The sequence below is a fragment of the Candidatus Tenderia electrophaga genome (assembly GCA_001447805.1).
GTDB lineage: Bacteria > Pseudomonadota > Gammaproteobacteria > Tenderiales > Tenderiaceae > Tenderia > Tenderia electrophaga.
In genome coordinates, this window is record CP013099.1 from 2519873 (window position 1) to 2542128 (window position 22256).

Here is a 22256-nt window from a genome sequence, read left to right on the forward strand (position 1 = left end):
ACTCACAACGAAGGTGTTTTATGTACAACAAAATATTTCTCTGGTGGCTCCGGCCCGGGATCGTCATGGCGTGCCTGGCCTTCGGCTGGCATACCGTCATGGCCGCGCCTGTGGACGATGGTTTTAACCGTGAACCGCAATTGACATCGGCACGGCTGGTAGACGCCGTGCTAAACCGTAACCCGGATATTCCCGCCATGCAGGCGGCTTGGGAGGCGGCCCAAGCTCGCATTGAACAGGCCGGGGCGCTCAATGACCCCATGATGTCCTATGCCTTCGCCCCGCAAACCGCGGGGGCGAGCGGCATGGACTTCGGCCAAAAGCTCTCGATTTCGCAACACCTGCCCTGGCCTGGTAAACGCGAGCTGCGCGGCGATGCCGCCCGCTTTGAGTCCGAAGCCGCACATGAAGGGATCGAACAGACCCGGCTGAAACTCACTGAAGCGGCCAAATCGGCCTTTGCCGACTGGTATTTCGTGCACGCGGCCATCCGTGTTAACGCGATCAACAAGTCGCTGTTGCAAGAATTCCGCAACAACGCGGAGATCAAATATTCGGCGGGCCGGGCCTCGAAACAGGATGCCCTGCGTGCCGAGGTGGAAGTCGCGCTGCTGGAACACCGTGACATCGTACTGGAGCGCCGCCGCCGTGAGGTGCTGGCGGTATTGAATACCCTGTTGCAGCGCCAGCCCGATGCGCCGCTACCTCCCCCGTCGAATCTGCCGGATACCGGCGTCCTGCCGGCGGTGGCTGAGCTGCGCACGGCGGTGCTGGAGGTTCACCCCGAACTTCGCGCCTTGGCTGCGCGCCTTCAGGCAAGCCGGCAACAGGTGGCGCTCGCCGAACGTGAGTTCTACCCCGATTTCCGTCTGGCCGCCGAATATAACAGCCTGTGGATGCGCGATGAGCAGCGTTTCACCGTCGGTGTCGGTATCAACATTCCCCTCCCGGGTAAACACCGCGCGGCGAAGGACGAGGCGCAGGCCATACTCATGGGTTTGGATCTCACGCGGCAAGCCAGGATGTCCGAGATCATGGGCGAGGTGCAACAAGCCTATGACCGGGTGCGCGAGAGCGAGCATGTATTGTCCCTGTACCAAAACCGGCTGCTGCCCCTCGCCGAGGAGAACCTGGCGGCCGCCCGCTCGGATTACGAGGCCGGCCGCGGTAATTTTCTCGACATGATCGGCGCGGAAAAAAACCTGATGCAGGCCCAACTCCAACTTGAGCAGGCACGAACGGATCACCACCGGCGGCTGGCGGCGTTGGAACGCACCGTGGGCGGGCCGCAGGCCCTGCAAGGCATTCAATCCTGGGGTATCAAACAATGAAACGCAATAATCTGAACAGTCTGATTCTGGTGATGTTTTTGGTTGTTACGGCTGATGTGCATGGCGCAGCCGAAAACACTGAATTTTTCGATGCTGGTCCGTTCAAGGTGCGGGCGGAGATCAATCCGGAAACGCCGAAAGTCGGCAGAAACCGGGTCACGGTCTGGGTGCAAGACAGCGCCGATAACCCGGTGGGTGGTGCAAACCTGAAAGCAGTGGCGGTGATGCCGGCCATGGGCAGCATGCCCGCCATGTACGCACCAGCGGAGATGACCGAGGCAGAGCCCGGGCGATACGAAGGTGAATTCGAACCCTCCATGGGCGGCGAGTGGCCGCTGACCATCGACATCGAGACGGGTGCAGGTAAGGGCAGTGTCACCTTTGACCTGGCCACCGGCCGCAAGGGGCTGCGCTGTGCCACCTGCGGCGGTGCAGGTGTTGATGTCCCCGGCACGGTGCGGGTGGACCCGGCCCGCCGCCAGCTCATCGGCGTCACCACCGGGCGGGTCAAACGCAAAACCTTGCGCGTGACGGTGCGCGCCGCCGGTAGCGTCAGCTACGACGAAACGCGCCTGAACGATGTGGCGCTGAAATTCAGCGGCTGGATCGGCGAGTTGTATGCCGATTCCATCGGCAAACCGGTCAGCAAAGGCCAACCTTTGTTCACCGTTTACAGCCCCGACCTGCTCTCCGCCCAGGAAGAGTACCTGGAGACCCGGCGCCGATTCGGCGCCGAAGGCGATAGTGGCAAACAGCGCCTTGAGGCCGCGCGCCGCCGTTTGCGCCTGTGGGATATCACCGACACGCAAATCACGGCCTTGGAGAGGCGCGGCCGGGCGCTGGAATACGTGCCCATCCTCGCCCAAGCCGATGGCGTGGTCATCGACAAGGCGGTGGTCGCGGGTTCGGCTTTCATGGCGGGCCAGCGCCTGCTGCGCATCGCCGACGTTTCCCGCGTTTGGGTGCAGGCCCAGGTCTACGACTACGAGCTGCCGCTGATCGAGACCGGCATGAAGGCCAGGGTGACACTGCCGGAACTACAGGGCCGCGAGTTCGAGGGCGCGGTGGATTACCTCTATCCCTTCATGGAGGGCGACACCCGCACCGCCCGCCTGCGCGTGGTGCTGGACAACCGGGACGGGTTTCTGCGCCCGGACATGTATGTTCAGGTCCAGCTCAAGGCCAACCTGGGCAAACGCCTGGTGGTGCCGGAATCGGCCGTGCTCTTTGCCGGGCAAAGCCGGGTGGTGTTTCTCGACCTCGGTGATGGTCGTCTCGCGCCCCGTAAAATTAAAACCGGCCAGCGCAGTCGCCAGTGGATCGAGGTGCTGGAGGGGCTGGAAGAAGGCGACACGGTAGTCACCTCCGGCAACTTCCTCATCGCCGCCGAGAGCAAGCTGAAGGCGGGGGTCGAGTCATGGTGAATCGATCCGATAGCTCAACCCATGGTCCCATCGAGTGGCTTATCAGCTACTGTGCGCGGAACCGGTTATTGACTCTGCTCGTCGTGATTGCAGCGACCTTCTGGGGGTACAAAGCGCTGCTCGATACACCGCTGGACGCCATTCCCGATCTCTCCGACGTGCAGGTGATCATCTACACCGATTGGCCGGGGCGCAGCCCCGACCTGGTGGAAGACCAGATCACCTACCCGCTCACCACCACCCTGCTGGCGGCACCCGGCGTGCGGTCGGTGCGCGGCCAGAGTTTCATGGGACTCTCCTTCGTCTATGTCATCTTCGAGGATGGCACCGACATCTATTGGGCGCGCTCGCGGGTGCTGGAGTACCTCAACTCGGCGCTGGACAAACTGCCCAACGGTGTGCGCCCGACGCTGGGGCCGGACGCCACCGGGGTGGGTTGGGTCTATCAATACGCCCTGACCGACAAGAGCGGCAACCACGATCTGGCTGAACTGCGCAGCCTGCAGGATTTCAAGCTGCGTTACTGGCTGGAGTCGGTCGAGGGTGTGGCCGAGGTGGCCTCGGTGGGCGGTTTCGTCAAGGAGTATCAGATTCACATCGATCCCAACAAGCTGGCCGCTTACGGCATTCCCTTGAAAAAGGTGGCCGAGGCGGTGCGCCGTTCCAATGATGACGTCGGTGGCCGGGTGCTGGAGATCGCCGGGCATGAGCAGTTTATTCGTGGCCGGGGTTACATCCAGGACAAGCGCGATCTGGAAAAGATTGCCATTGGTTTGGGTAAGAATGGGATTCCCGTTCTGCTGCGCGATGTGGCCGTGGTCAGTCTGGGCCCGGCCATGCGCCGGGGTCTGGCCGAACTGGACGGGGAAGGCGAAGCGGTCGGCGGTACGGTGGTGATGCGTTACGGCGAAGATGCGCTGGGGGTCATTGAACGGGTCAAGCAGCGGCTGGCCGAGGCGCAAGCGGCGCTGCCCGACGGGGTGGAGATCGTCACCGTCTATGACCGCTCCGAACTGATCAAGCGCGCCATCGATACGCTGAAACATACGCTCACCGAGGAGATGATCGTGGTGTCACTGGTCATCATGGTGTTTCTGCTGCACTTCCGTTCGGCGCTGATCGCGATCCTCACCTTGCCGGTGGCCATCCTGTTGTCGTTTATCCCCATGTCGGGACAGAACCTCACCGCCAACATCATGTCCCTGGGCGGCATTGCGGTGGCCATCGGTGCAATGGTGGACGCCTCCATCGTCATGATCGAGAACATCCATAAACGCCTGGAAGAGTGGCATGAAACCAATGAACAAGGCAGCCGCAGCACTGTCATTATTCAGGCGATGCAGGAGGTGGGGCCGAGCATCTTCTTCTCGCTGCTGATCATCACCGTCTCCTTCCTACCGGTGTTTGCCCTAGAAGGTACCGAGGGACGGATGTTCAAACCACTGGCCTACACCAAGACCTACTCCATGGGTTTCGCTGCACTGCTGGCGATCACCTTCACCCCGGCCCTGGCGGTGTTGTTGATTCGCGGCAAGATCCGGGGTGACAAGAGCTGGCTCAACCGGGCATTGGTGGCTGTCTATACGCCCATTGTGCGCTTGGCGGTGAAGCTGCGCTGGTGGGTGGTGGGCGGTGCTATCGCCGCCCTGGCGGCCACCGCGCCGGTGTTTATGGATTTGGGTAACGAGTTCATGCCGCCGCTCAACGAGGGCACGATTCTTTATATGCCCACCGCGCCGCCGGGCATGTCGATTACCGAGGCGGGCCAGGTACTGCATGCCATGGACAAGGAACTGAAATCGTTCCCGGAGGTGGTGCGGGTGTTCGGCAAGATGGGCCGTTCCACCAGCCCCACCGATCCGGCGCCGCTCTCCATGGCTGAAATAGTGGTCACCTTCAAGCCCAAGGATCAATGGCGCGAGGGTGTCACCTGGGAGAGTCTCCTGGCCGAGATGGATGCGCAGTTGCGTTATCCCGGCATGCCCAATGTCTGGTGGATGCCGATTCAGACCCGCACCGAGATGCTGGCCACCGGGATACGCTCCACCCTGGGCATCAAGGTGTTCGGCGACGATCTGGAGGGTGTGGAAGCCAGCGGCATCCGCATCGAACAGGCGCTGCAAAACGACGAACGCACCGCACCCTATACGCGTAGTGCCTTTGCCGAGCGCATCAGCGGCGGTTATTTCCTCGACTTCGACATCGACCGCAAAAAGATCGCCCGCTACGGTTTGACCGTGGCCGATGTGGAGGACGTGATCATGGCGGCGGTGGGTGGCATGACCGTGTCCGAGACCGTCGAAGGTCGGGAACGTTACGCCATCAACCTGCGTTATGCCCGCGACTTTCGTGACGATCCGCAGGCGCTGAAACGGGTGTTGGTACCCACGTCCACCGGCGCGCAAATCCCGCTGGTGCAACTGGCCGAGCTGAACTTCCGTACCGGCCCACCCATGCTGCGCAACGAGAACGGCCAGTTGGTGGGTTACGTCTTCGTCGATGTCAACGACAAGATCGGCATCGCCGACTACGTGGCGGCGGCCAAACAGGTGGTGGCGGAACAGGCCGACGTGCCCGCCGGATACCGCCTCGACTGGGCCGGGCAGTTCAAATACTTCGAACGCGCCAAGGCCAAGCTCAAGGTGGTGGTGCCGCTGACTCTGTTCATCGTCTTCTTTATGCTATTTATCAACCGCAAGTCAGTAGTGGAGTCGCTGATCATTTTGTTGGCGGTGCCTTTCTCGCTGATCGGCGCGGTATGGTTGCTCGCCTGGCTGGACTACAACCTCAGCGTTGCGGTGTGGGTCGGCATGATCGCCCTGGCGGGGCTGGATGCCGAGATGGGTGTATTGATGATGCTCTATCTGGGCATGGCCTACCGCCAGCGGCAATCGGAAGGAAGACTGCAAACACATCAGGATCTGGTGGCCGTCATCACCGAAGGAGCGGGGCGGCGCATCCGCCCCATGCTCATGACCGGTATGGCACTGCTACTGGGCCTGATCCCTATCCTCTGGAGCGACGGCACCGGTGCGGACGTGATGAAGCGCATCGCCGCGCCCATGGTCGGGGGGATCGCCACCGCACTGGTCACCGTGCTGGTGCTCTTTCCCGCCATCTTCGCCATCTGGAAAGGACGCCACCTACATGTAACCAGGGAGGGAAAGACCATGACATGACCTGCTCCCAACTCACATTTTCCAATCACAAATCACAATTCATTAACAAGAGGACTTATACAATGAAAAAAACACTCATCATAACAACATCCATCATCGTCATGGGCTTGAACTTGGGGGCGATTGTTCTTCCGGTAAGAGCCGCGCCGGTTAATAATGTTTCGTATCAACCCCTGGTGCTGGCCGCCACTCAGAGTCATCACGGCGAAGGCACGGTCACCGCCATCGACAAGCCAGGTAAACGGATCGAATTCAAGCACGGCCCCATCAAGAGCCTCGGCTGGATGGGTATGAAAATGTTCTTCGATGTCGATGATATGGACCTGCTGGAAGATATCAAGGTCGGCGACAAAGTGGACTTTGAATTTATCAAGACGAAGGACGGCCGCTTTGTCATTACCGACATCGAGAAACAGGGCTGATGCTACTGAAGGTGGGGCCTTAACAGGCCCCACCGTTAATCAAATGGAAGAAGAGACAACCATGATGGACATGATGAATGACGGGGCCGGTTGGGGCATGACGGGTAGCATGTGGTTTTTTTCAATATTATTTTGGGTCCTGGTTGTTGCCGGGGCGGTGTTGATCGTCAAATGGGTGATGGAAAGGAATAAAGATGAATTATCTTCGAATGAATCACCCTTGGACATCCTGAAAAAACGCTATGCCCGTGGCGAGGTCGACAGGGAGACCTTCGAGCGTATGAAAAAAGATATCGAAGGAGGAAACCCATGAGAAGGAATCGAACTTTGATCATCGGTGTGGCCTTGTTCCTGGCCGGAGCAACGGGATTGATGAGCTTGTATAGCCCGCCCATGTCCATGGCGGGCATGATGGGCGGTGGAATGATGATGGGTCGAGACGGCATGAAAGGAATGATGAAAGAAATGATGGGTGCTCAACTGCCCCCGGGCATAGAGCCTCGCGATCTTCCTGAAGCCACATCAAACGGCGCACGACTGCTTGGGCAATATTGCACTCAGTGTCATGAGATGCCGGGCCCCGGCATGCACACGGCGGAAGAATGGCCGCGAGTGGTTGATCGCATGAATCAGCGTATGCAGATGATGAGTGGCCGTAACATGATGCGGATGATGCATGACATCAAGGCGCCCTCCGATAATGAATTACAAATACTGGCGGCCTATCTGCAAAAACATGCCCAGCAAGCAATCGACAAGACGCAATACACAGACTTGAATTCACCCGCCGGTAAAACATTTATGGCCACCTGTTCACAATGCCATGCCCTGCCTGACCCAAAGCAACATACGGCGGCTGAATGGCCCACCATTGTCGAGCGTATGACACGGAACATGGACGCCATGGGAAAAGCCGTACCAGACCAGGAGACACTTGAGGTCATTGTGGCGTATCTGCAAAAACATGCTAAATGATCACGCGAATTCGCAACAATGCGGTGGCGAAATCTAATGCACCACTCATTCAGACTGGCTGGCAGGGCCGCTTGGAATACTGCTGTTTCTACTAACGGCTGGCATACCGGTCAACTTGGCTTATGCTCAACAACAAAACCTGAAAGCGGATCCGTCAGTTCTAGTCAGTTTCTCCCACGTTACTCGACGGCGCTGTGAGTGAGTCGCTGAGCCAGATTTCTGTTTTGCGGTTTGGGCAGATAATGTTTGGTTCGCTCACGCGCTTTTCCTCCTTGTGCACACCATCCGCCCATTCTGCCAGGAAATATCGCCACCTCGGGTCGTTTTAACCGCTCAATGAGATCCTTAACTCGGAATTTTACTCTGAAGCAGGTGGTCTGCCTGCTATTCCGCCCACGTGAGCCGTCCCGATAGCTCGCTCCCAGGCTGTCTCGACTACTTTTGATTGTCTGCATCTTCCAACTCCCACTACTACTTACGGGTTATGGTAAACACACGATGTTCAACCGGGTAAATGGGGGACTATTACTTCTTGTATTAGGGATTGAATCACAGTTTGTAGGATTCGAACCGGAGAGTACCTGGTTCATAGGCAAGGGCGCAACAATTACAGGAACCGGACCTCTGCTTTCATGCCGAGTTCCGGCGAAACACCAGGGCCGCCGCCGCATACAGGGCCGAGCCGATCACCAGCAGGGCCATTGCCTGCGGCCACAGCTCGGCGATACCGACACCCTTCAAAAAGACGCCCAGAATTACGTCCATGTAATAGCGCAACGGGCTGGCTAGTGACAGCCACTGCAAGAAATCCGGCATGCTGGCGACAGGTGCCAGCGTGCCCGACAGAAACATGATGGGAAACAGGCCGAAGAAAGAGAGCAACAAGGCTTGCTGCAGGGTTTTGCATACAGCGGCGATGAGCACGCCGATGGCGATGGCGCTGAGCAGAAACAGTACCGTCAGCAAGAGAAACAGAACGAGACTGCCATGCAACGGCACACCGAACCACCAGACGATAAGAAGACTGGGAAAAACCGACAAGGTGCCCATGAACAGCGTGGGAATGGTCTTGGCGAGGAACAATTCGCCGGTGCGTATCGGCGTGACCCGCAGCTGCTCGATGGTGCCCACCTCCTTCTCGCGCACGATGGTCGCCGCCGGGTGGATCACTCCCACCATCAGGGCCGCGAGGGCGATCATCGAAAGCACCATGAAACTGGTATAGGTGAGATCCGGGTTATACCAGATGCGGATCTCTGCCCGTACCGGCGGACCGCTGCCTGGCATGGCTTCGGTTTGCAGGGATTGCAGTGCCAGCAAGACATAGTTGCGGGCCGTCGCTGCCGTGTTGCCATCGGCGCCGTCCAGCAGGATTTGCAGCTGCGGTGACTCCTGACGCAACAGCTTGAGGCCGAAATGTTCGGGGATGACCAGCACCAGCCGGGCGCGACCGGCCTGCAACCAGCGCTCGGCTGCCGGCATGTCAGCGGGATGACCCACCAGCTCGAAGGACTCACCGCTGGTCAGGGCGGAGACGAGCCGGCGGCTGACCGGCGTATTGTCCTGGTCAAGTACCGCCAGCGGCAGGTGGCGCAGGTCGAGCCCCAGGGCGTAAGTGCAAATGATCACCTCGACGGTATAGAGCCAGAGGATCAGCAGCAGAATCACCCGGTCGCGAAAGAACTGGATGAACTCCTTGACCAGCAGGCTCGCCAGCCGCATCACGCCACCTTTTTCTTCAGCCGCCAGGCGGCAAGGAAGAACACCGCCAGCGTGTAAACGGCGAGCACCGCCACTTCGAACCACAGCGCCTCCAGGCCGGCACCCTTCAGCGCCACACCGCGCGAAATATCGACGAAGTAGCGGCCGGGGAAGACCGCGGTGTAGAGCTGCAGCAGCCTGGGCATCGTGAAGATCGGGAACAACAGACCCGAGAACAGAAATGACGGCATCAGCGTCACGATCAGGGCCAGCAGCATGGCCGTCAGCTGGCTGCGGGTAACAGTGGATACCAGCAGGCCGATGCCGACGGTACAGAATACGTAGATCAGACCGGCCGCGAGCAGAAAGGCCAGGCTGCCCTGGAACGGCACCCCGAACCACAGGTAACCGACGCCGATAACCATGACCATCTGCAGGAAAGCAATGCAGCCGTAGGGCACCAGCTTGCCGACAATGAACTCGGCGCTGGTCAGCGGCGAAGCGAAGATACCCTGGATGGTGCCGGTCTCTTTCTCACGGACAATGCCCAGCGCTGTCAGCAGCGGCGGGAAGGCCATCAGGATTACGGCATACAGGCCCGGCACGATATAGTTGGCGCTTTTCAGCGACGGGTTATACCAGACCCGCGTCTCCACGCGCACCACGGCAGCATCGGCAGGCTGCTGAAATCCGGCGATGATCGCCTCGCTGTATCCCGCCGCGAGCAAGGCCGTGCTCGAATAGGTGCCGTCCACCAGCACCTGCACCGCGGGGTGCTCGCCACGGACAAGCTGCGCCCCGAAACGCGGCGCGATGACCAGCGCCACGTCCGCCTCACCGCGCTGCAGTGCAGCTTCGACCTCATGCGTCGAGAGCAGCGGCCGCGCGCGACGAAAATACTCGTTCTGCACGAAGCGCTCGACCAGTGCCCGACTGGCGGGACTGTTATCTTCGTCCAGCACAGCAAGAGCCGCCTGGCGCAGATCCAGCGAGATGGCATAGCCGAACAAAAACAACATGACCAGCGGCATCAGCAGCGAGACCCCGACAGTAATAGGATCACGCAGAATCTCGCGTGTCTCCTTGCCGACCACGGCGGCGATACGGTGCCGGTTCATGCCCCCGCCTCGACGGACGCCCGCTCGAGATAGGCCATGAACAGCGACTCCATGTCGCCGTCACCCGCACTGCCCAGGCCGGCGCGCAGTTCATCGATACCGCCCAGGGCGATCAGGCGCCCCTGCGCCATCAGGCCGAGGCGGTGGCAGTAGCGCGCCTCCTCGAGATAATGAGTCGTAACGAGCACCGCCATGCCGCTCGTGGCGAGCAGCTGAATCAACTGCCAGAAGCGCTGCCGGGCGACGGGATCAACACCCGAGGTGGGCTCATCGAGGAACAGCACCGCCGGGCGATGCATGATGGCGCAGGCCAGTGCCAGGCGCTGGCGTAACGCCCCGGAGATGTCCCCGGCGCGACGCCCCTCCACGCCACCAAGCCCCGTCATATCGCCGGCCCAGGCCATGGCCGCCCGCCGTTCCTTTCCGCCCAGCCCATAGGCCCCGGCAAAGAAGGCGAGGTTCTCAGCCACGGTGAGATCGGGGTAGAGCGAGAAGCGCTGCGACATGTAACCGATGCGCCCTTTGAGGCGCCTCGCCTCGCGCCGGACATCGACATCCGCCACCCGCACGCTACCGGCCGTGGGCCGCAACAGACCACAGAGGACACGGATCAACGTCGTCTTGCCGGCACCGTTGGGGCCCAGCCAACCGATGACCTCACCCGGCGCGATGGTGACCGAGACATCATCGACGGCCGTGAAGGCGCCGAAGCGTACCGTGACGTTTGCCACCGCGACCGCCTCCGCCGGCCGCTTCGCCGCTGCTGCTGTCTGTGGCGACATCACCGTTGCCGCCTCCGGCACGAAAGCCAGCTGGATAAAAGCGTTCTCCAGGTCGGGCTCCGCATCAGACAATGTTCCCAGGCGGCCGAGACCATCCTGTAACTCCGCCGGCAGCGTCGCTGCCGGGGCCAGTTGAAAACGCATCCTGTCCGCCAACCATTGCACGCCAACCATCTCCGGCACACCGGCGAGCCGCTGGCGCGCCTCGTCGATGCGGCTCGTTTGCAGTTCGTACACCCGGCCACGGGCGCGCTCGCGCAGGGCGGCGGGTGTATCGACGGCCAGCAGTTCACCGCGGTGAAGAAAGGCCAGGCGGTCACAATGCAGGGCCTCGTCCATGTAGGGCGTGGTAAGAACGATGGTCGCGCCCTGATCGCGAAACTCTCTCAGCATGCGCCACAGCTCGCGGCGCGAACGCGGGTCAACGCCCAGGCTGAGTTCGTCCAGCAACAGTAATGGCGGCTCGTGGATGAGATTGGTGCACAGCGACAACTTCTTGCGCATGCCGCCGGAAAGCTGTCCCGCCCACCGTTCCAGGAACGGTGCCAGCCCGGCCATCTCCAGCAGGCGCTCGCGTCGCCGCCGGAGCAGCTCGCCGCTAATGCCGCGCACCCGCGCGGCAAAGGCAATATTCTCGTCCACGCTGAGCCGGTCATAGAGCGTGAAGCCCTGGGACATATAACCGATGCGGGACGTGATCTGCACCGCCTGCCTGACAGTGTCGAAGCCAAGCACCCGGCAACTCCCCGCACTGGGATCAAGGATCGCGGCGAGCAGCTGCATCAACGTGGTCTTGCCTGAGCCGTCGGGACCGACAATACCGAAAATCTCACCGCGATAGACACCCAGGTCGATGGCGGCAAGCGCTGGATAAGCGCCGTAACGCCGTCCCAGGCCCTGCGCCTCAATAATCCGCTCAGCCTGATTCGGATCAATCATCTGTCGCTAGCCCGGCACCACCAACCGTTCCGGCCAGACGGCACCATCCTGCCAGCGTATCCAGGCATCGGCGGGCATACCGGGCTTGAGCCAGCCCTGGGGATTATCCAGTGTCAGCGTGACCCCGAATACCATGCGCACCCGCTCCTGCGGCAGGTGCACGTCGCGCGGCGTGAACTGGGCGCGCTGATCCACCTGACTGACGACGGCTTCGAAATAACGATCGGGGAAGGCATCCACTTTAACGCGTGCCGTATCACCCAGCTTCACCTTGCCGATGTCGCCTTCCGGTATGTAGACCTTGAGTTCGAGGTACGACAGATCGACCAGCACCGCCACGGCCCGCCCCGGCGCGGCCAACTCGCCCGTCTCGACGGCCTTGGTCTGCACGGTACCGGTGACGGGGGCGTGAATGCCGGTCCTGGCCAATTGTTGTTGCAACAGCGCGACCTGTTGCCCGGCGGCGCTAAGCCTGGCGCGGGCCTCGGCAATCTGCGCCTGCAGCGTACCGACCCGGCCCTGCGCCTCGCGGAAACGGTCTTCCGCCTGATTGAGCTGTTGCGGGGTGACCGTGCCGCTGCGACGCAATTCCCGGTAGCGCGTGAGATCGCTCTGCGCCGTGGAAAGATGATGACGCCAGAGATCAAGCTGCTCCTTGAGCGCGGCCTCACTGCGCTGGATGGCGGTCGTCTGCGCCTCTGCCTGTTCCAGCTGGAGTCGCGGCTGCACATCATCGAGTTGTACTAACAAATCGCCCGCTTGCACCAACTCGCCCTCCTGCAAGCGGTTCTCCACGACCCGGCCGGCAAGTTCGGCACTGACGACAACTTCGGTGCCCTCGATATGGCCGTTGCCATAAAGCAGTCCCTGTGGCAAGGGCGGCGGTTGCAGGATCATATACAAGCCATAGGACAGGCCCGCCAGAGCGATTAATACAACAGGCGTCAATACCCAGTTCCTTGACATTGTTAATCCCTCCGCTGCACGTTGGCTCTCAACACATCAATACCGCGAGGGTGCGGTCTGCCAATGTAAGCCGTGACTGTCCATCGAGCAATGGGCAATCGCGGTTCCTCACATCGTGAGGCGCGGATTCACCGGTGTTCACGGTCACCCGCCAAGCCCGGCCGGATTGCCCATCGGGCAGCCGAAACTCTACGGCATGCGGCTCGGCATTGAACAACAGGCACAATTCGCCATCGGTCGCTCTCATCCCATGAATCGAACATCCCAGGGTGCGGGCATCACTATGCCAGTCGGGATAGCGGCCTTCGGGTTCGAACCAGGTAATCTCCTTGCTCTCGTAAAAGCTCTCAGCGCAGAGCACTGAGTGCCGCTGGCGCAACCCAATCATCTCACGGGTAAAACGCAACAGCTCGCTGTTGCGTTCTACCAGCCGCCAGTCAACCCAGGACAGCTCGTTGTCCTGGCAGTAGGCGTTGTTGTTACCGCTCTGGCTGCGGCGGAATTCGTCGCCGCCGAGCAGCATGGGCACGCCGCGGGAGAGCATCAGGGTGGCGATGAGATTCTTGAGCTGGCGCAACCGCAGCGCCTCAATTTGCGGATCGTCTGTCTCACCCTCGACGCCGTAGTTGGCGTTCCAATTGGCGTCGGTGCCGTCGCGGTTATTCTCGCCGTTGGCCTCGTTGTGCTTGCGCTCATAGCTCACCAAGTCGTTGAGTGTAAATCCATCGTGGCAGGTGATGAGGTTGATGCTGTTGAGTGGCTGCTTGCCACCGGACTGATAGAGATCGGCGCTGCCGCATAAGCGACTCGCCAGCCCGCCGCGCATGCCGGTATCGCCGCGCCAGAAGCGGCGCACCTCGTCGCGGAAATGGCAGTTCCATTCCGACCAGCGCCGGCTGGCGAAACGCCCGACCTGCCAGGCGCCGGCCGCATCCCAGGCCTCGGCGATCAGTTTCACATCGCGCAGGATGGGGTCCTCGGCGATGCGCTCCAGCAAGGGGGGATTGCTGATCATGTTGCCGTGTTCATCGCGCCCGAGCACCGAGGCCAGATCGAAACGAAAGCCATCGACGTGCATCTCGATGGCCCAATAGCGCAGACAATCGAGGACGAAATCACGCACCACCGGGTGATTGCAGTTGAGCGTGTTGCCGCAGCCCGTGTAATTCTTGTAATAACGCGGGTCGTCTTCCAGCAGGTAGTAGATCGGATTATCAATGCCGCGAAAACTCAGGGTCGGTCCCAGCTCGTTACCCTCGGCGGTATGGTTGAAGACCACGTCCAGGATCACCTCGATGCCGGCTGCGTGCAAGGCGCGCACCATCTCCTTGAACTCGCTCACCTGCGCGCCTGTCTGCGAGGCGTAACCTTCCTTGGGGGCGAAAAAGCCGACCGTGCTGTAGCCCCAGTAGTTGTGCAGCCGCTTGCCGGTCAGAGGATTGACGCGCACCAGCTCGTGCTCGTTGAACTCGTGCACCGGCAGCAGTTCCACGGCGGTGACGCCCAACCCCCGCAAATAGGGGATCTTCTCGATCAGGCCGCGATAGGTGCCGGGATGCTGCACGCCCGAGGACGGATCGGCGGTGAAACCGCGTACATGGGTCTCGTAGATAATGGTCTGCGGCCAAGGATGCTTGAGCGGACGGTCACCCTGCCAGTCGAAGCCGTTGTCGACGACCAGGCCGCGCGCCGTATATCCTTCGTTGTCGTCATACGCCAGGTGAACGTCGTCCTGCTGCGCGGAGGCGTCATAACCGCGCGCCTTGGCGAAATCCCAGTCCGAGACGCCCGTCAGCGCCGAGGCGTAAGGATCGATGACCACCCGCCGCGGATTGAAGCGCAACCCCGCAGTCACGTCATAGCGCCCGTCGACACGGTAGGCATAGGCCGTGCCGGGCCGGACATCCGCCACCCAGATATGCCAGATATCCCCGTCGCGATGGTTGGCCGGGTCCAGATCGATGCGATTCCCGGGCCCCGGCGCATCGAGCCCGTCATACAGCAGCAGGCTCACCGCCGCGGCATGGCGGCTGAACAGGGCGAAGTTGACGCCTTCATCGACCAGCCGAGCTCCCAACGGAAAAGGCCGTCCCGGAGCGGTGCGCAACGTTTCGGTCATGGCTGTGCGCGTTGCCGGTTGATCGTACCCGGTCCGCGCGCCGGGAACCAGATTTGATACAAGGCGATGAGTATCTGCGCCGCCAGGCACAGCCCCAGCACCGCTCCGGCGATCACCACCGTGAGCGCATAATGGGGATCCCAGTGGGTCAGGTACCAGGAAAGGATGTCCACCGCGATGGCGACAAACGGCAGCACTAGTAATGTCCCTTTCAGCCACTCCCACAGGATCACCCGGCGGAATATCATCCCCACGCCGAACATGATCAAACCGATGCCGAACAGGTGGATATGCGACAACCGCACCAGTGACAACACTGAGGTTCCGGTATCTATTCTGGCGACCTCGCTCACCGCCTCGTAGCTGGACAGATCGGGCACCGGCATACCCGAAGAGGGGCTGTGGCAGCCCAGGCAGTTGCGTTGCAGGACGGGCTGCACGTTCGTTTCAAACGTCTTGCGGGGCGCCCCCGACTTCAGCCACGCCACGATATGATGGCGCTCCTCGCGGTCGAGATAGCCGCCCATGGGCCCGCGGATCGCCGCCTCCAGCCGTGTACCGCTGCGGTTGCCATAGTAGTTTTCCACGATGTCCTCCACCGACAGTCCCGGCTTGCCGTCGTGGCCTTGATGGGTCAGATCGAGATAGGTCAGGGCCATGAGATAACCGACGCCCATCAACAACAAGAATGCCGTGTAAAACAGCCTCTCGCTGAACCGATCCTCCCGGAGTGGTTTGGTTTCGTTGGCTGCGACCATGTTTTCCTCCCGAACAAAATATAGATTACTCTCTCAAAACCAATAGATACAGGGTGAGAGATGGTTCCCGATCATTACGTCTGGCTGGCCTGGTCCAGCGCCTTTCTGCTCCCCTGGGCGATCGTTTACGCCGTCTTTCCTGCCCACCGCCGCGCCATGTGGTGGGCCAGCCTGTTCACCGCACCTTTCGGCCTGACCGAACCCTTGTTCGTCCCCGAGTACTGGAACCCACCCAGCCTGTTCGATCTGGCGCAGCGCACCGGCTTCGACATCGAGAGCCTGATCTTCTGTTTCGCCATCGGCGGTATCGGCGCTGTGCTGTACAACGTGTTCACCGGTAAAACCACTGCGATGGTCAGTCACGATGAGCGTTGCTCGCTCCGCCACCGCTATCACCGTTACGCGCTCGCCTCGCCTTTTCTGGCGTTTCCCCTCATCTATTTCCTGCCTTGGAATCCCATCTATCCGGGCATCGTCGCCATGGCGGTGGGCACCATCGCAACCATGCTGTGCCGCCCCGACCTTGCAACCAAAAGCTGGGTGGGTGGCCTATTGTTTCTGCTCTACTACGTCGTTTTCCTTACCGGCCTCGAGTGGTCGGCACCCGGCTATATCGACCGGATATGGAATCTCGAGGCCCTCTCTGGCGTCACCCTCCTGCGTATGCCGCTGGAGGAACTGCTGTTTGCCGTCACCTTCGGCATGTACTGGTCCGGTGTCTACGAGCATTTCACCTGGGCACGACCCGCGTATCCAACATCCGCCACGGCACCATGATCGGGATTAAAGCCAGCGCCGCGCCAACCAACCCACCGTTTCCGTTAGATGATCGGTCCAGGGCCGGGTAGCCCAGCGGTCCGCGCATATCTCTTCCGATTCCTCCAGATCTTTTTCGAATTGCTCCACTAACTGCCGGCAAAGACCCGGCTCACGGGTGATGAAGTTTAGTTCGTAGTTCAGGAAAAAGCTGCGATAGTCCAGGTTCGCTGTACCCAGAACGGCGTAGGCCTCATCAACCACCGCGGTCTTGGCATGCAATACCCGCGGCAGATACTCGAAGATGCGCACACCCGCCCGTAGCAGCTTGGCATAGGCGGCGCGGGCCGCCCAGCGGGCCAGGCGCACGTCCCCCTTGCGCGGCACCAACACACGCACGTCCCTCCCCCGCCGCGCGGCGGTGATCAGGGCCTCCTGTGTCCGGTGATCCGGAACGAAATAAGGCGTAGTCAACCACATGAGGGACTCCGCACTATCCGCCATGGCGGCATACGCACAGCGCAGTTGCTGGCGGCACAGACGGGTATGATTTGGCATCAGCACGGTGGCCGTCCCCGCTGTCCGCGGCAAGACCCAGCGCCGGTTCCCGCGCCAAAAGGCGTCGAACAACCGGGCGGCCTGAACGGCGAGCGCGCCGTCGCACCGCACATGGGCGTCGCGCCATCGCTGCTCCCCATAGACCGACCGTGAATTCTCGCGGTGAATATTGAAACCGCCGAGATAGGCGTCGCTGTCGTCCACCACCAGCAGCTTGCGGTGGTTGCGCCGGTTGTAACGCAGCGGCTGCCGCCAGCGCCAGCGGTGAAACCACCGCAGCTGCACCCCCTGAGTGAGTAGATAGTGTTCGAGGCGGCTGGAAAAGCATAGCGCCGATCCGGCGGCGTCGATATGCAACCGCACGTCCAGCCCGGCACGCGCCCGTTCCGTCAGGGCCTCGGCAAACCGCCGCCCGATTTCGTCATCGGCGAAGATATAAGTCTCCAGCCACACCCGGCGGCGCGCCCCGGCGATCGAATCGAGCATGGCTCCGTACAATGCATCACCTTCCGTGAAGTATTCCAGGGTCTCGTGGCTCTCGGCCAGCAGGGGCAGGCAGAGGCAGGGGCCGATCCGCGTCATGATCTCTCTTTCCGGCTCCACGCTCATCTGCATGCCCTCATCCAATCCCTCTTACCCCACCATGTCGAGATCCCGGCCGCATTTCATACAGAATGGCTTCGCGCACCAGCAGCACGTCACCGCGGGCGCCCCAGAGGAGAAACTTTCGTGCTTGCTCCGAGGTGATGGCGGCCGTCAGTAGCCGGTGCCACCACAGCTCAAAGAGCGTCCATTCACCCCGTCCCGCCGGCCGCATGGCGAAGACATGCTTGTGGCGTTTGTTAACGAAAGTGTGCCACCACTGCTTCTGGAGCCCGGGCACGAAACAGACGAACCAGCTGCCGACCTCCAGCGTCACCGGGGAACCGTCCTGATCGATCTCGAGTTCGATCGTCTCCAGATCACGGTCCATCGAGCTACGGAAGGTAGTGATGGGGAGGCGTGGCTTCACGGGCTTCGATCTCCGTTTCCTCGCTTTCGTGGATCAGGGCCCGGCGCAGGCGCTCGACCCAATCCCCGCCGAGCCGAGTGCCTGCCTCGGTCAATGCCTGCTCCAATTCTTCCAGACTCACCTGCAACAGGTCATAGGTCACCTCGATCGTCTCGCCCGAAGCGGTAGCCTCATTGACGCCCATCAGCCCGCTGAGCAACTCCTGCACCAGCGCCGCGCCCTCCACCGAAAGTGGCTGGCGAAGAGCCAAGCGCCTGCGTTTCAGCTCAACCTGCCCCCTTTGTCTGGGCGCCGGCTCACCCGGATAACCGATATAGAGATGAGGGTGAGAGAGAAAACGCGCCTTACATTGCTCGGAGCAGAAAGCGAATTGCATCTGCTGATAGATAATCTCGTTTTGATGCGGACCGACCCGCATGCCGCACACCGGACATTTCACCTGATCGCTTTGTTTCATGGCGCCTCTCCTATAATCGCCCCGACCGCGAGATTCCACGCACCAGTCGAATCGTGAACCAGAATGCCAAAACATACCCGATCAACGCGGGCAAAGGGATGCCTGCCACACGGGGCCCCAATTCGGACTGCATGAGCAACGACGAAGCGATATACAGACCGAGGGCCACCAGCGCCAACGCCAGCCGGTTGCTGCTGCGGTCGAGATGGGATTCGAGGTCCTCCAGACCACGATGGTATAAACGCCACTGGAACCCTTCCCGTCTTAACCTGCGTATCCCTTCCGCGAGGGCCTGGGGTAACTCCTGAATCGCCTCGGCTGCCTCGTACTTCAAACGTGTCTGCATGGCCTTGGAGGCTTGTGACGCGATGGTATCCCTGATCTGCTGTTCACCCGCCGTCAACCCTTGCACGACATTGAATTCAGCGTCCAGCGTCCGTACCGCCGACTCGGTGAGTAATGATGCCCGCAGGTAGACCAGTAGGTTATGCGGCACCCTAACGTTGCGTCCCTGTCCCAATCGCATCATGGCGATAAACGCCTCGCTGAATGACCAGTCCTTCATGGGAAGCGCGGCATAATCTTCCAGCATCTCTTCCAAACCGCGAATGAACTCGGCGCGATCCAGATCGCCGGCGATCAGTCCCAGTTCCTGGTAGGCATCCAGCAACCAGCCGCTGTCGCGCTGCACAAACGCCTGCATTGCCGCGGCAAGCGCTTTGCGGCTCTTGTGATCGAGAAATCCGACCAGACCAAAGTCGTGCAGACAAAGACGGCCATCTTCCATAACGAATAGATTGCCAGGGTGGGGGTCACCGTGAAACATACCAAACAGGAAGTACTGCCTGAGGTAGGCATCCACCAAGGCCTGCGCCAGCGCTGCTCCCCGCGCCTTGACCGCCGGATCATCAATCCTGCGGCCGCCGCTGCGTATCTGGACCATCACGGCATCGGTGTAGAGATCGTCTACGATTGGAGGGACATATATTGTCTTCGAACCCTCGAACATCTGCACAAAACGCTTGACGTTGCGCGCCTCGCGCCGAAAGTCCATCTCCTGCTGCAGTCCGTTATCTGTCTCCTCGATGATGGCGAGCGACTGGAACTGGCGCAGCCGCGGGACCAGTGCCGCGAGCAGCCTGACCGCGAGTTTCAGCAGGCGCATGTCGCGCGCCACCTGCGCCTTGATGGCCGGGCGGCGCACCTTGACCACGACGTCCCGGCCATCGTGGAGGCGGGCGCGGTGAACCTGGGCGATGGACGCCGCGGCCAGCGCTTGTTCGTCGAACTCGGCAAACAGTTCGTGAACCGGCGCGCCGAGTGATTGCTCGATCTCCAGCACTGCCGTCTTGCCGTCGAACGGCGCTACACTGTCCTGCAGTGCCTGCAAGGCCTCGATATAGTCATCCGGTAACAGGTCGCGGCGCAGGCTCAACCCCTGCCCCAGCTTGATGAACGTCGTCCCCAGCCCCGCCAGCATGCCGGCAAACTTGCGCGCCGGAGAAAGCTTGGGATGCAGCCAGTGCAGACGGACCAGGCCCAACCAGAACAGATACACCCATAGCGCCCAGCTGATGCGAATAAAGCGGCTCAGATAAGCCACGCGTCCACCTGTCGATGCTGAAATGAATATGTCATGTCCTGTCTACACCCGTCCTGTCTGCAACAATTCCGATATGATTCGATCATCAGTCACCCTCTTGAGCTATCGCGCACCTGCTTTGGTGCTGACCAGCGACATCGCCGCCAACGTCAACAACACGCCGAATACCGTCATCATGCTGACCCGCTCATCGTAAAAAAGGGCCCCCATCGCCAAACCCAGTCCCGGCACAAGATAAGTAAACACATTGGCCCGGTAGAGTTCGGTGACCGCCAGCACCCTGCACCACAACCAGTAAGCCAGTGCCGTGCCAGCCAGGCCGAGCGTAAGCAAGGAAAAAACGAACCGGCCGGTCCACGAAATGTCATCGGCCTGCTCCAGCATGGCGGCGGCCAACAGCAGGGGCACCGCGCCGATTAGGAGCTGGATGGCCATAGCCATGACGATATCCACGGCCCCCGCCACACGGCGAATCAGCACGTTCGAGAATGTGACACCCAGCGTGGCGAGCAAAAGATAAGCAAGGCCCAACGCGTAGCCGCCACCGGATAGCGCATCGCCCCCCGGCAAGGCAATCAACAGGATGCCTGCAAACCCCAACGCCATGCCCGTGTGTCCCGCCCATCCGGGACGCTCACCCAACAGCAGGTAGCCCACGGCCGTGGCCAGTATAGGCTGTGTGTTGGCGATCACCGTGGCCAGGCCCGGAGAGATAAACTCGGACGCGTGGAACATACCCAGAAACGCCAGCGTCGTTGCACCGATGCCGATACCGGTTAATTGTGCCCAGTTCATCACGCCGCGCGGTACGGGCCGCCCCAGCGCCATGCCGACCAACAGCAAAGCAATACCCGCCAGCAAAGCCCGCAACCCCGCAAAATAAAGGTGTGGGGCGTCCTGCAGGCCGAGTCCGATCAGCGGAAAACAGGCGGCCCATAGCACCATGACCAACAATGCCTGCGTAATCCACACTAGCCGTCCTCCCCTTCTCGATCTCCACGGCGCGGGGACACACGCCATAAAACGATCAAACCCACTATCGCCGATAGTATCGAACCGATCAGAATCGCGAATCGGGCCGAGGCGAGCAACGCCTTGTCATCGAAGGCCAGAGACGTGACAAACAGGCTCATGGTGAAGCCAATGCCGGCGAGCAACGCCACCCCGTACATCTGTGCCCAATTCATGCCGGCCGGCAGCTTCCCGATGCCGATGCGCACCGCCAGCCAGGTCGCCCCGAACACCCCCAACTGTTTGCCCAGGAACAGACCCAGGACGATACCCATCGCCGCCGGCGTCCACAGCGTGCCCGGCGCCAGGCCGGAGAGCGTGATGCCGGCATTGAAGAAGGCGAATACCGGCACGATGCCCAGCGTCACCCAGGGCCGTAGACCGGACTCCATCTCCTTCAACGGCGAGCACCCCGCCCCATCGCGCACGCCCCGCAGTGGGAGGGCGAGGGCGACGATGACGCCGACCAGCGTCGCGTGCACGCCCGATTTCAGCACCGCCGCCCAAAGGAAAAGACCCGCCAGCAGATAGGGCGCGGTATAAACGACCTTATAGCGATTAAGAACGATGAGCGCGCCGATGCCGCCCACCGCCGCCAGCAGCGAAGCCGCGGTTAATCCTTCGGAATAGAACAGGGCGATGATCAGAATGGCACCGACGTCGTCAAATATCGCCAGTGCGGCAAGAAAAATCATCAGTGCCTCCGGAACGCGCTCGCGCAGCAGTGACAGGACGGCGAGGGCCAGTACGATATCGGTGGCCGTGGGTATCGCCCAGCCGCGCATGGCGACCGGATCGGACGCATTGAAGGTAATATAGATCGCCGCCGGCGCCGCCATGCCGCCGACGGCCGCCAGCAATGGCAGGGCGAAGTGTTTAACGCCGACAAGCTCGCCTTCCAGCACTTCGCGCTTGATCTCCAGACCGACCAGCAGGAAGAAGAACACCATCAATCCTTTGTTGATCCACACGATCAGGGGCTTGTCGATGGCAAACTCGCCGATGTGTATCGATACCGGCGTGTGGTGGACGAACCAGTAGAGCTCGAACAGTGGTGAATTCGCCATCGCGAATGCCGCTATCAACGCCGCGATCGTCAATATGCCCCCGCGCCGTTCGGTTTCGGTGACCTTGCTCATAGCCTC

At 61.0% G+C, this 22256-nt stretch carries 19 protein-coding genes; 7 read left to right on the forward strand and 12 right to left on the reverse strand.

All coding sequences use genetic code 11. From position 1 onward, the window contains the following. The first annotated feature begins 20 nt into the window (after positions 1–20). The 6 genes from Tel_11635 to Tel_11660 all read left to right on the forward strand — a co-directional run bounded on the left by Tel_11635 (position 21) and on the right by Tel_11660 (position 7331). On the forward strand, positions 21–1331 hold the full coding sequence (locus Tel_11635) for a hypothetical protein (GenBank protein ID ALP53736.1): 1311 nt from the start codon (positions 21–23) through the stop codon (positions 1329–1331). Beyond that, complete coding sequence (locus Tel_11640; GenBank protein ID ALP53737.1) at positions 1328–2755, forward strand: hypothetical protein; 1428 nt, start codon at positions 1328–1330, stop codon at positions 2753–2755. The genes Tel_11635 and Tel_11640 overlap by 4 nt, the downstream gene beginning before the upstream one ends. Then, positions 2749–5934 (forward strand): cation transporter, encoded by a 3186-nt coding sequence (locus Tel_11645; protein ID ALP53738.1) that lies wholly within the window; start codon positions 2749–2751, stop codon positions 5932–5934. Before Tel_11640 ends, Tel_11645 begins: the two co-directional genes overlap by 7 nt. Positions 5935–6110: 176 nt before the next feature. Further along, positions 6111–6356, forward strand: a complete 246-nt coding sequence (locus tag Tel_11650; protein ID ALP53739.1) for a hypothetical protein — start codon at positions 6111–6113, stop codon at positions 6354–6356. 70 nt (positions 6357–6426) lie between these two features. After that, entirely contained in the window at positions 6427–6669 is a 243-nt protein-coding gene (locus tag Tel_11655; protein ALP54846.1) for a hypothetical protein, read from the forward strand. Then, positions 6666–7331, forward strand: a complete 666-nt coding sequence (locus tag Tel_11660) for a hypothetical protein (protein ID ALP53740.1) — start codon at positions 6666–6668, stop codon at positions 7329–7331. Before Tel_11655 ends, Tel_11660 begins: the two co-directional genes overlap by 4 nt. Positions 7332–7961: 630 nt before the next feature. Here Tel_11660 and Tel_11665 read toward each other — a convergent pair. Genes Tel_11665 through Tel_11690 form a run of 6 tightly spaced genes read right to left on the reverse strand, consistent with a single transcriptional unit; the run spans position 7962 to position 15714 of the window. Continuing rightward, positions 7962–9053, reverse strand: a complete 1092-nt coding sequence (locus tag Tel_11665) for an ABC transporter permease (protein ID ALP53741.1) — start codon at positions 9051–9053, stop codon at positions 7962–7964. Continuing rightward, positions 9053–10150: an ABC transporter permease gene (locus Tel_11670; GenBank protein ID ALP53742.1), complete on the reverse strand. Its 1098-nt coding sequence runs from the start codon at positions 10148–10150 to the stop codon at positions 9053–9055. The genes Tel_11665 and Tel_11670 overlap by 1 nt, the downstream gene beginning before the upstream one ends. Beyond that, on the reverse strand, positions 10147–11871 hold the full coding sequence (locus tag Tel_11675) for a hypothetical protein (GenBank protein ID ALP53743.1): 1725 nt from the start codon (positions 11869–11871) through the stop codon (positions 10147–10149). The genes Tel_11670 and Tel_11675 overlap by 4 nt, the downstream gene beginning before the upstream one ends. Before the next feature lie 6 nt (positions 11872–11877). After that, on the reverse strand, positions 11878–12819 hold the full coding sequence (locus tag Tel_11680; GenBank protein ID ALP53744.1) for a hypothetical protein: 942 nt from the start codon (positions 12817–12819) through the stop codon (positions 11878–11880). A 46-nt stretch (positions 12820–12865) separates the two neighbouring features. After that, positions 12866–14914 carry a glycogen debranching protein gene (locus Tel_11685; GenBank protein ALP54847.1) on the reverse strand — a complete coding sequence of 683 codons (2049 nt, stop codon included), beginning with the start codon at positions 14912–14914 and terminating at the stop codon, positions 12866–12868. A gap of 38 nt (positions 14915–14952) precedes the next feature. Further along, complete coding sequence (locus Tel_11690; protein ALP53745.1) at positions 14953–15714, reverse strand: hypothetical protein; 762 nt, start codon at positions 15712–15714, stop codon at positions 14953–14955. 60 nt (positions 15715–15774) lie between these two features. Here Tel_11690 and Tel_11695 point away from each other — a divergent pair, with 60 nt between their 5' ends. Then, positions 15775–16491 (forward strand): hypothetical protein, encoded by a 717-nt coding sequence (locus Tel_11695; GenBank protein ID ALP53746.1) that lies wholly within the window; start codon positions 15775–15777, stop codon positions 16489–16491. A gap of 6 nt (positions 16492–16497) precedes the next feature. On the opposite strand, the gene Tel_11700 is transcribed toward Tel_11695, so the two are convergent. The 6 genes from Tel_11700 to Tel_11725 form a co-directional block, all read right to left on the reverse strand. Continuing rightward, positions 16498–17514 carry a cardiolipin synthase B gene (locus Tel_11700; protein ALP54848.1) on the reverse strand — a complete coding sequence of 339 codons (1017 nt, stop codon included), beginning with the start codon at positions 17512–17514 and terminating at the stop codon, positions 16498–16500. A gap of 133 nt (positions 17515–17647) precedes the next feature. Beyond that, on the reverse strand, positions 17648–18001 hold the full coding sequence (locus tag Tel_11705) for a hypothetical protein (GenBank protein ID ALP53747.1): 354 nt from the start codon (positions 17999–18001) through the stop codon (positions 17648–17650). 4 nt (positions 18002–18005) lie between these two features. Further along, the gene (locus Tel_11710; GenBank protein ALP53748.1) at positions 18006–18497 is read right to left on the reverse strand and encodes a hypothetical protein; all 492 of its coding nucleotides are present in this window, start codon (positions 18495–18497) and stop codon (positions 18006–18008) included. 10 nt (positions 18498–18507) lie between these two features. Further along, positions 18508–20100 (reverse strand): hypothetical protein, encoded by a 1593-nt coding sequence (locus tag Tel_11715; protein ID ALP53749.1) that lies wholly within the window; start codon positions 20098–20100, stop codon positions 18508–18510. 102 nt (positions 20101–20202) lie between these two features. Next, positions 20203–21120, reverse strand: coding sequence for a hypothetical protein (locus Tel_11720; protein ID ALP53750.1), 918 nt, complete (start codon positions 21118–21120; stop codon positions 20203–20205). Beyond that, positions 21072–22250: a sodium:proton antiporter gene (locus Tel_11725; GenBank protein ID ALP53751.1), complete on the reverse strand. Its 1179-nt coding sequence runs from the start codon at positions 22248–22250 to the stop codon at positions 21072–21074. The genes Tel_11720 and Tel_11725 overlap by 49 nt, the downstream gene beginning before the upstream one ends. Positions 22251–22256 lie beyond the last annotated feature (6 nt).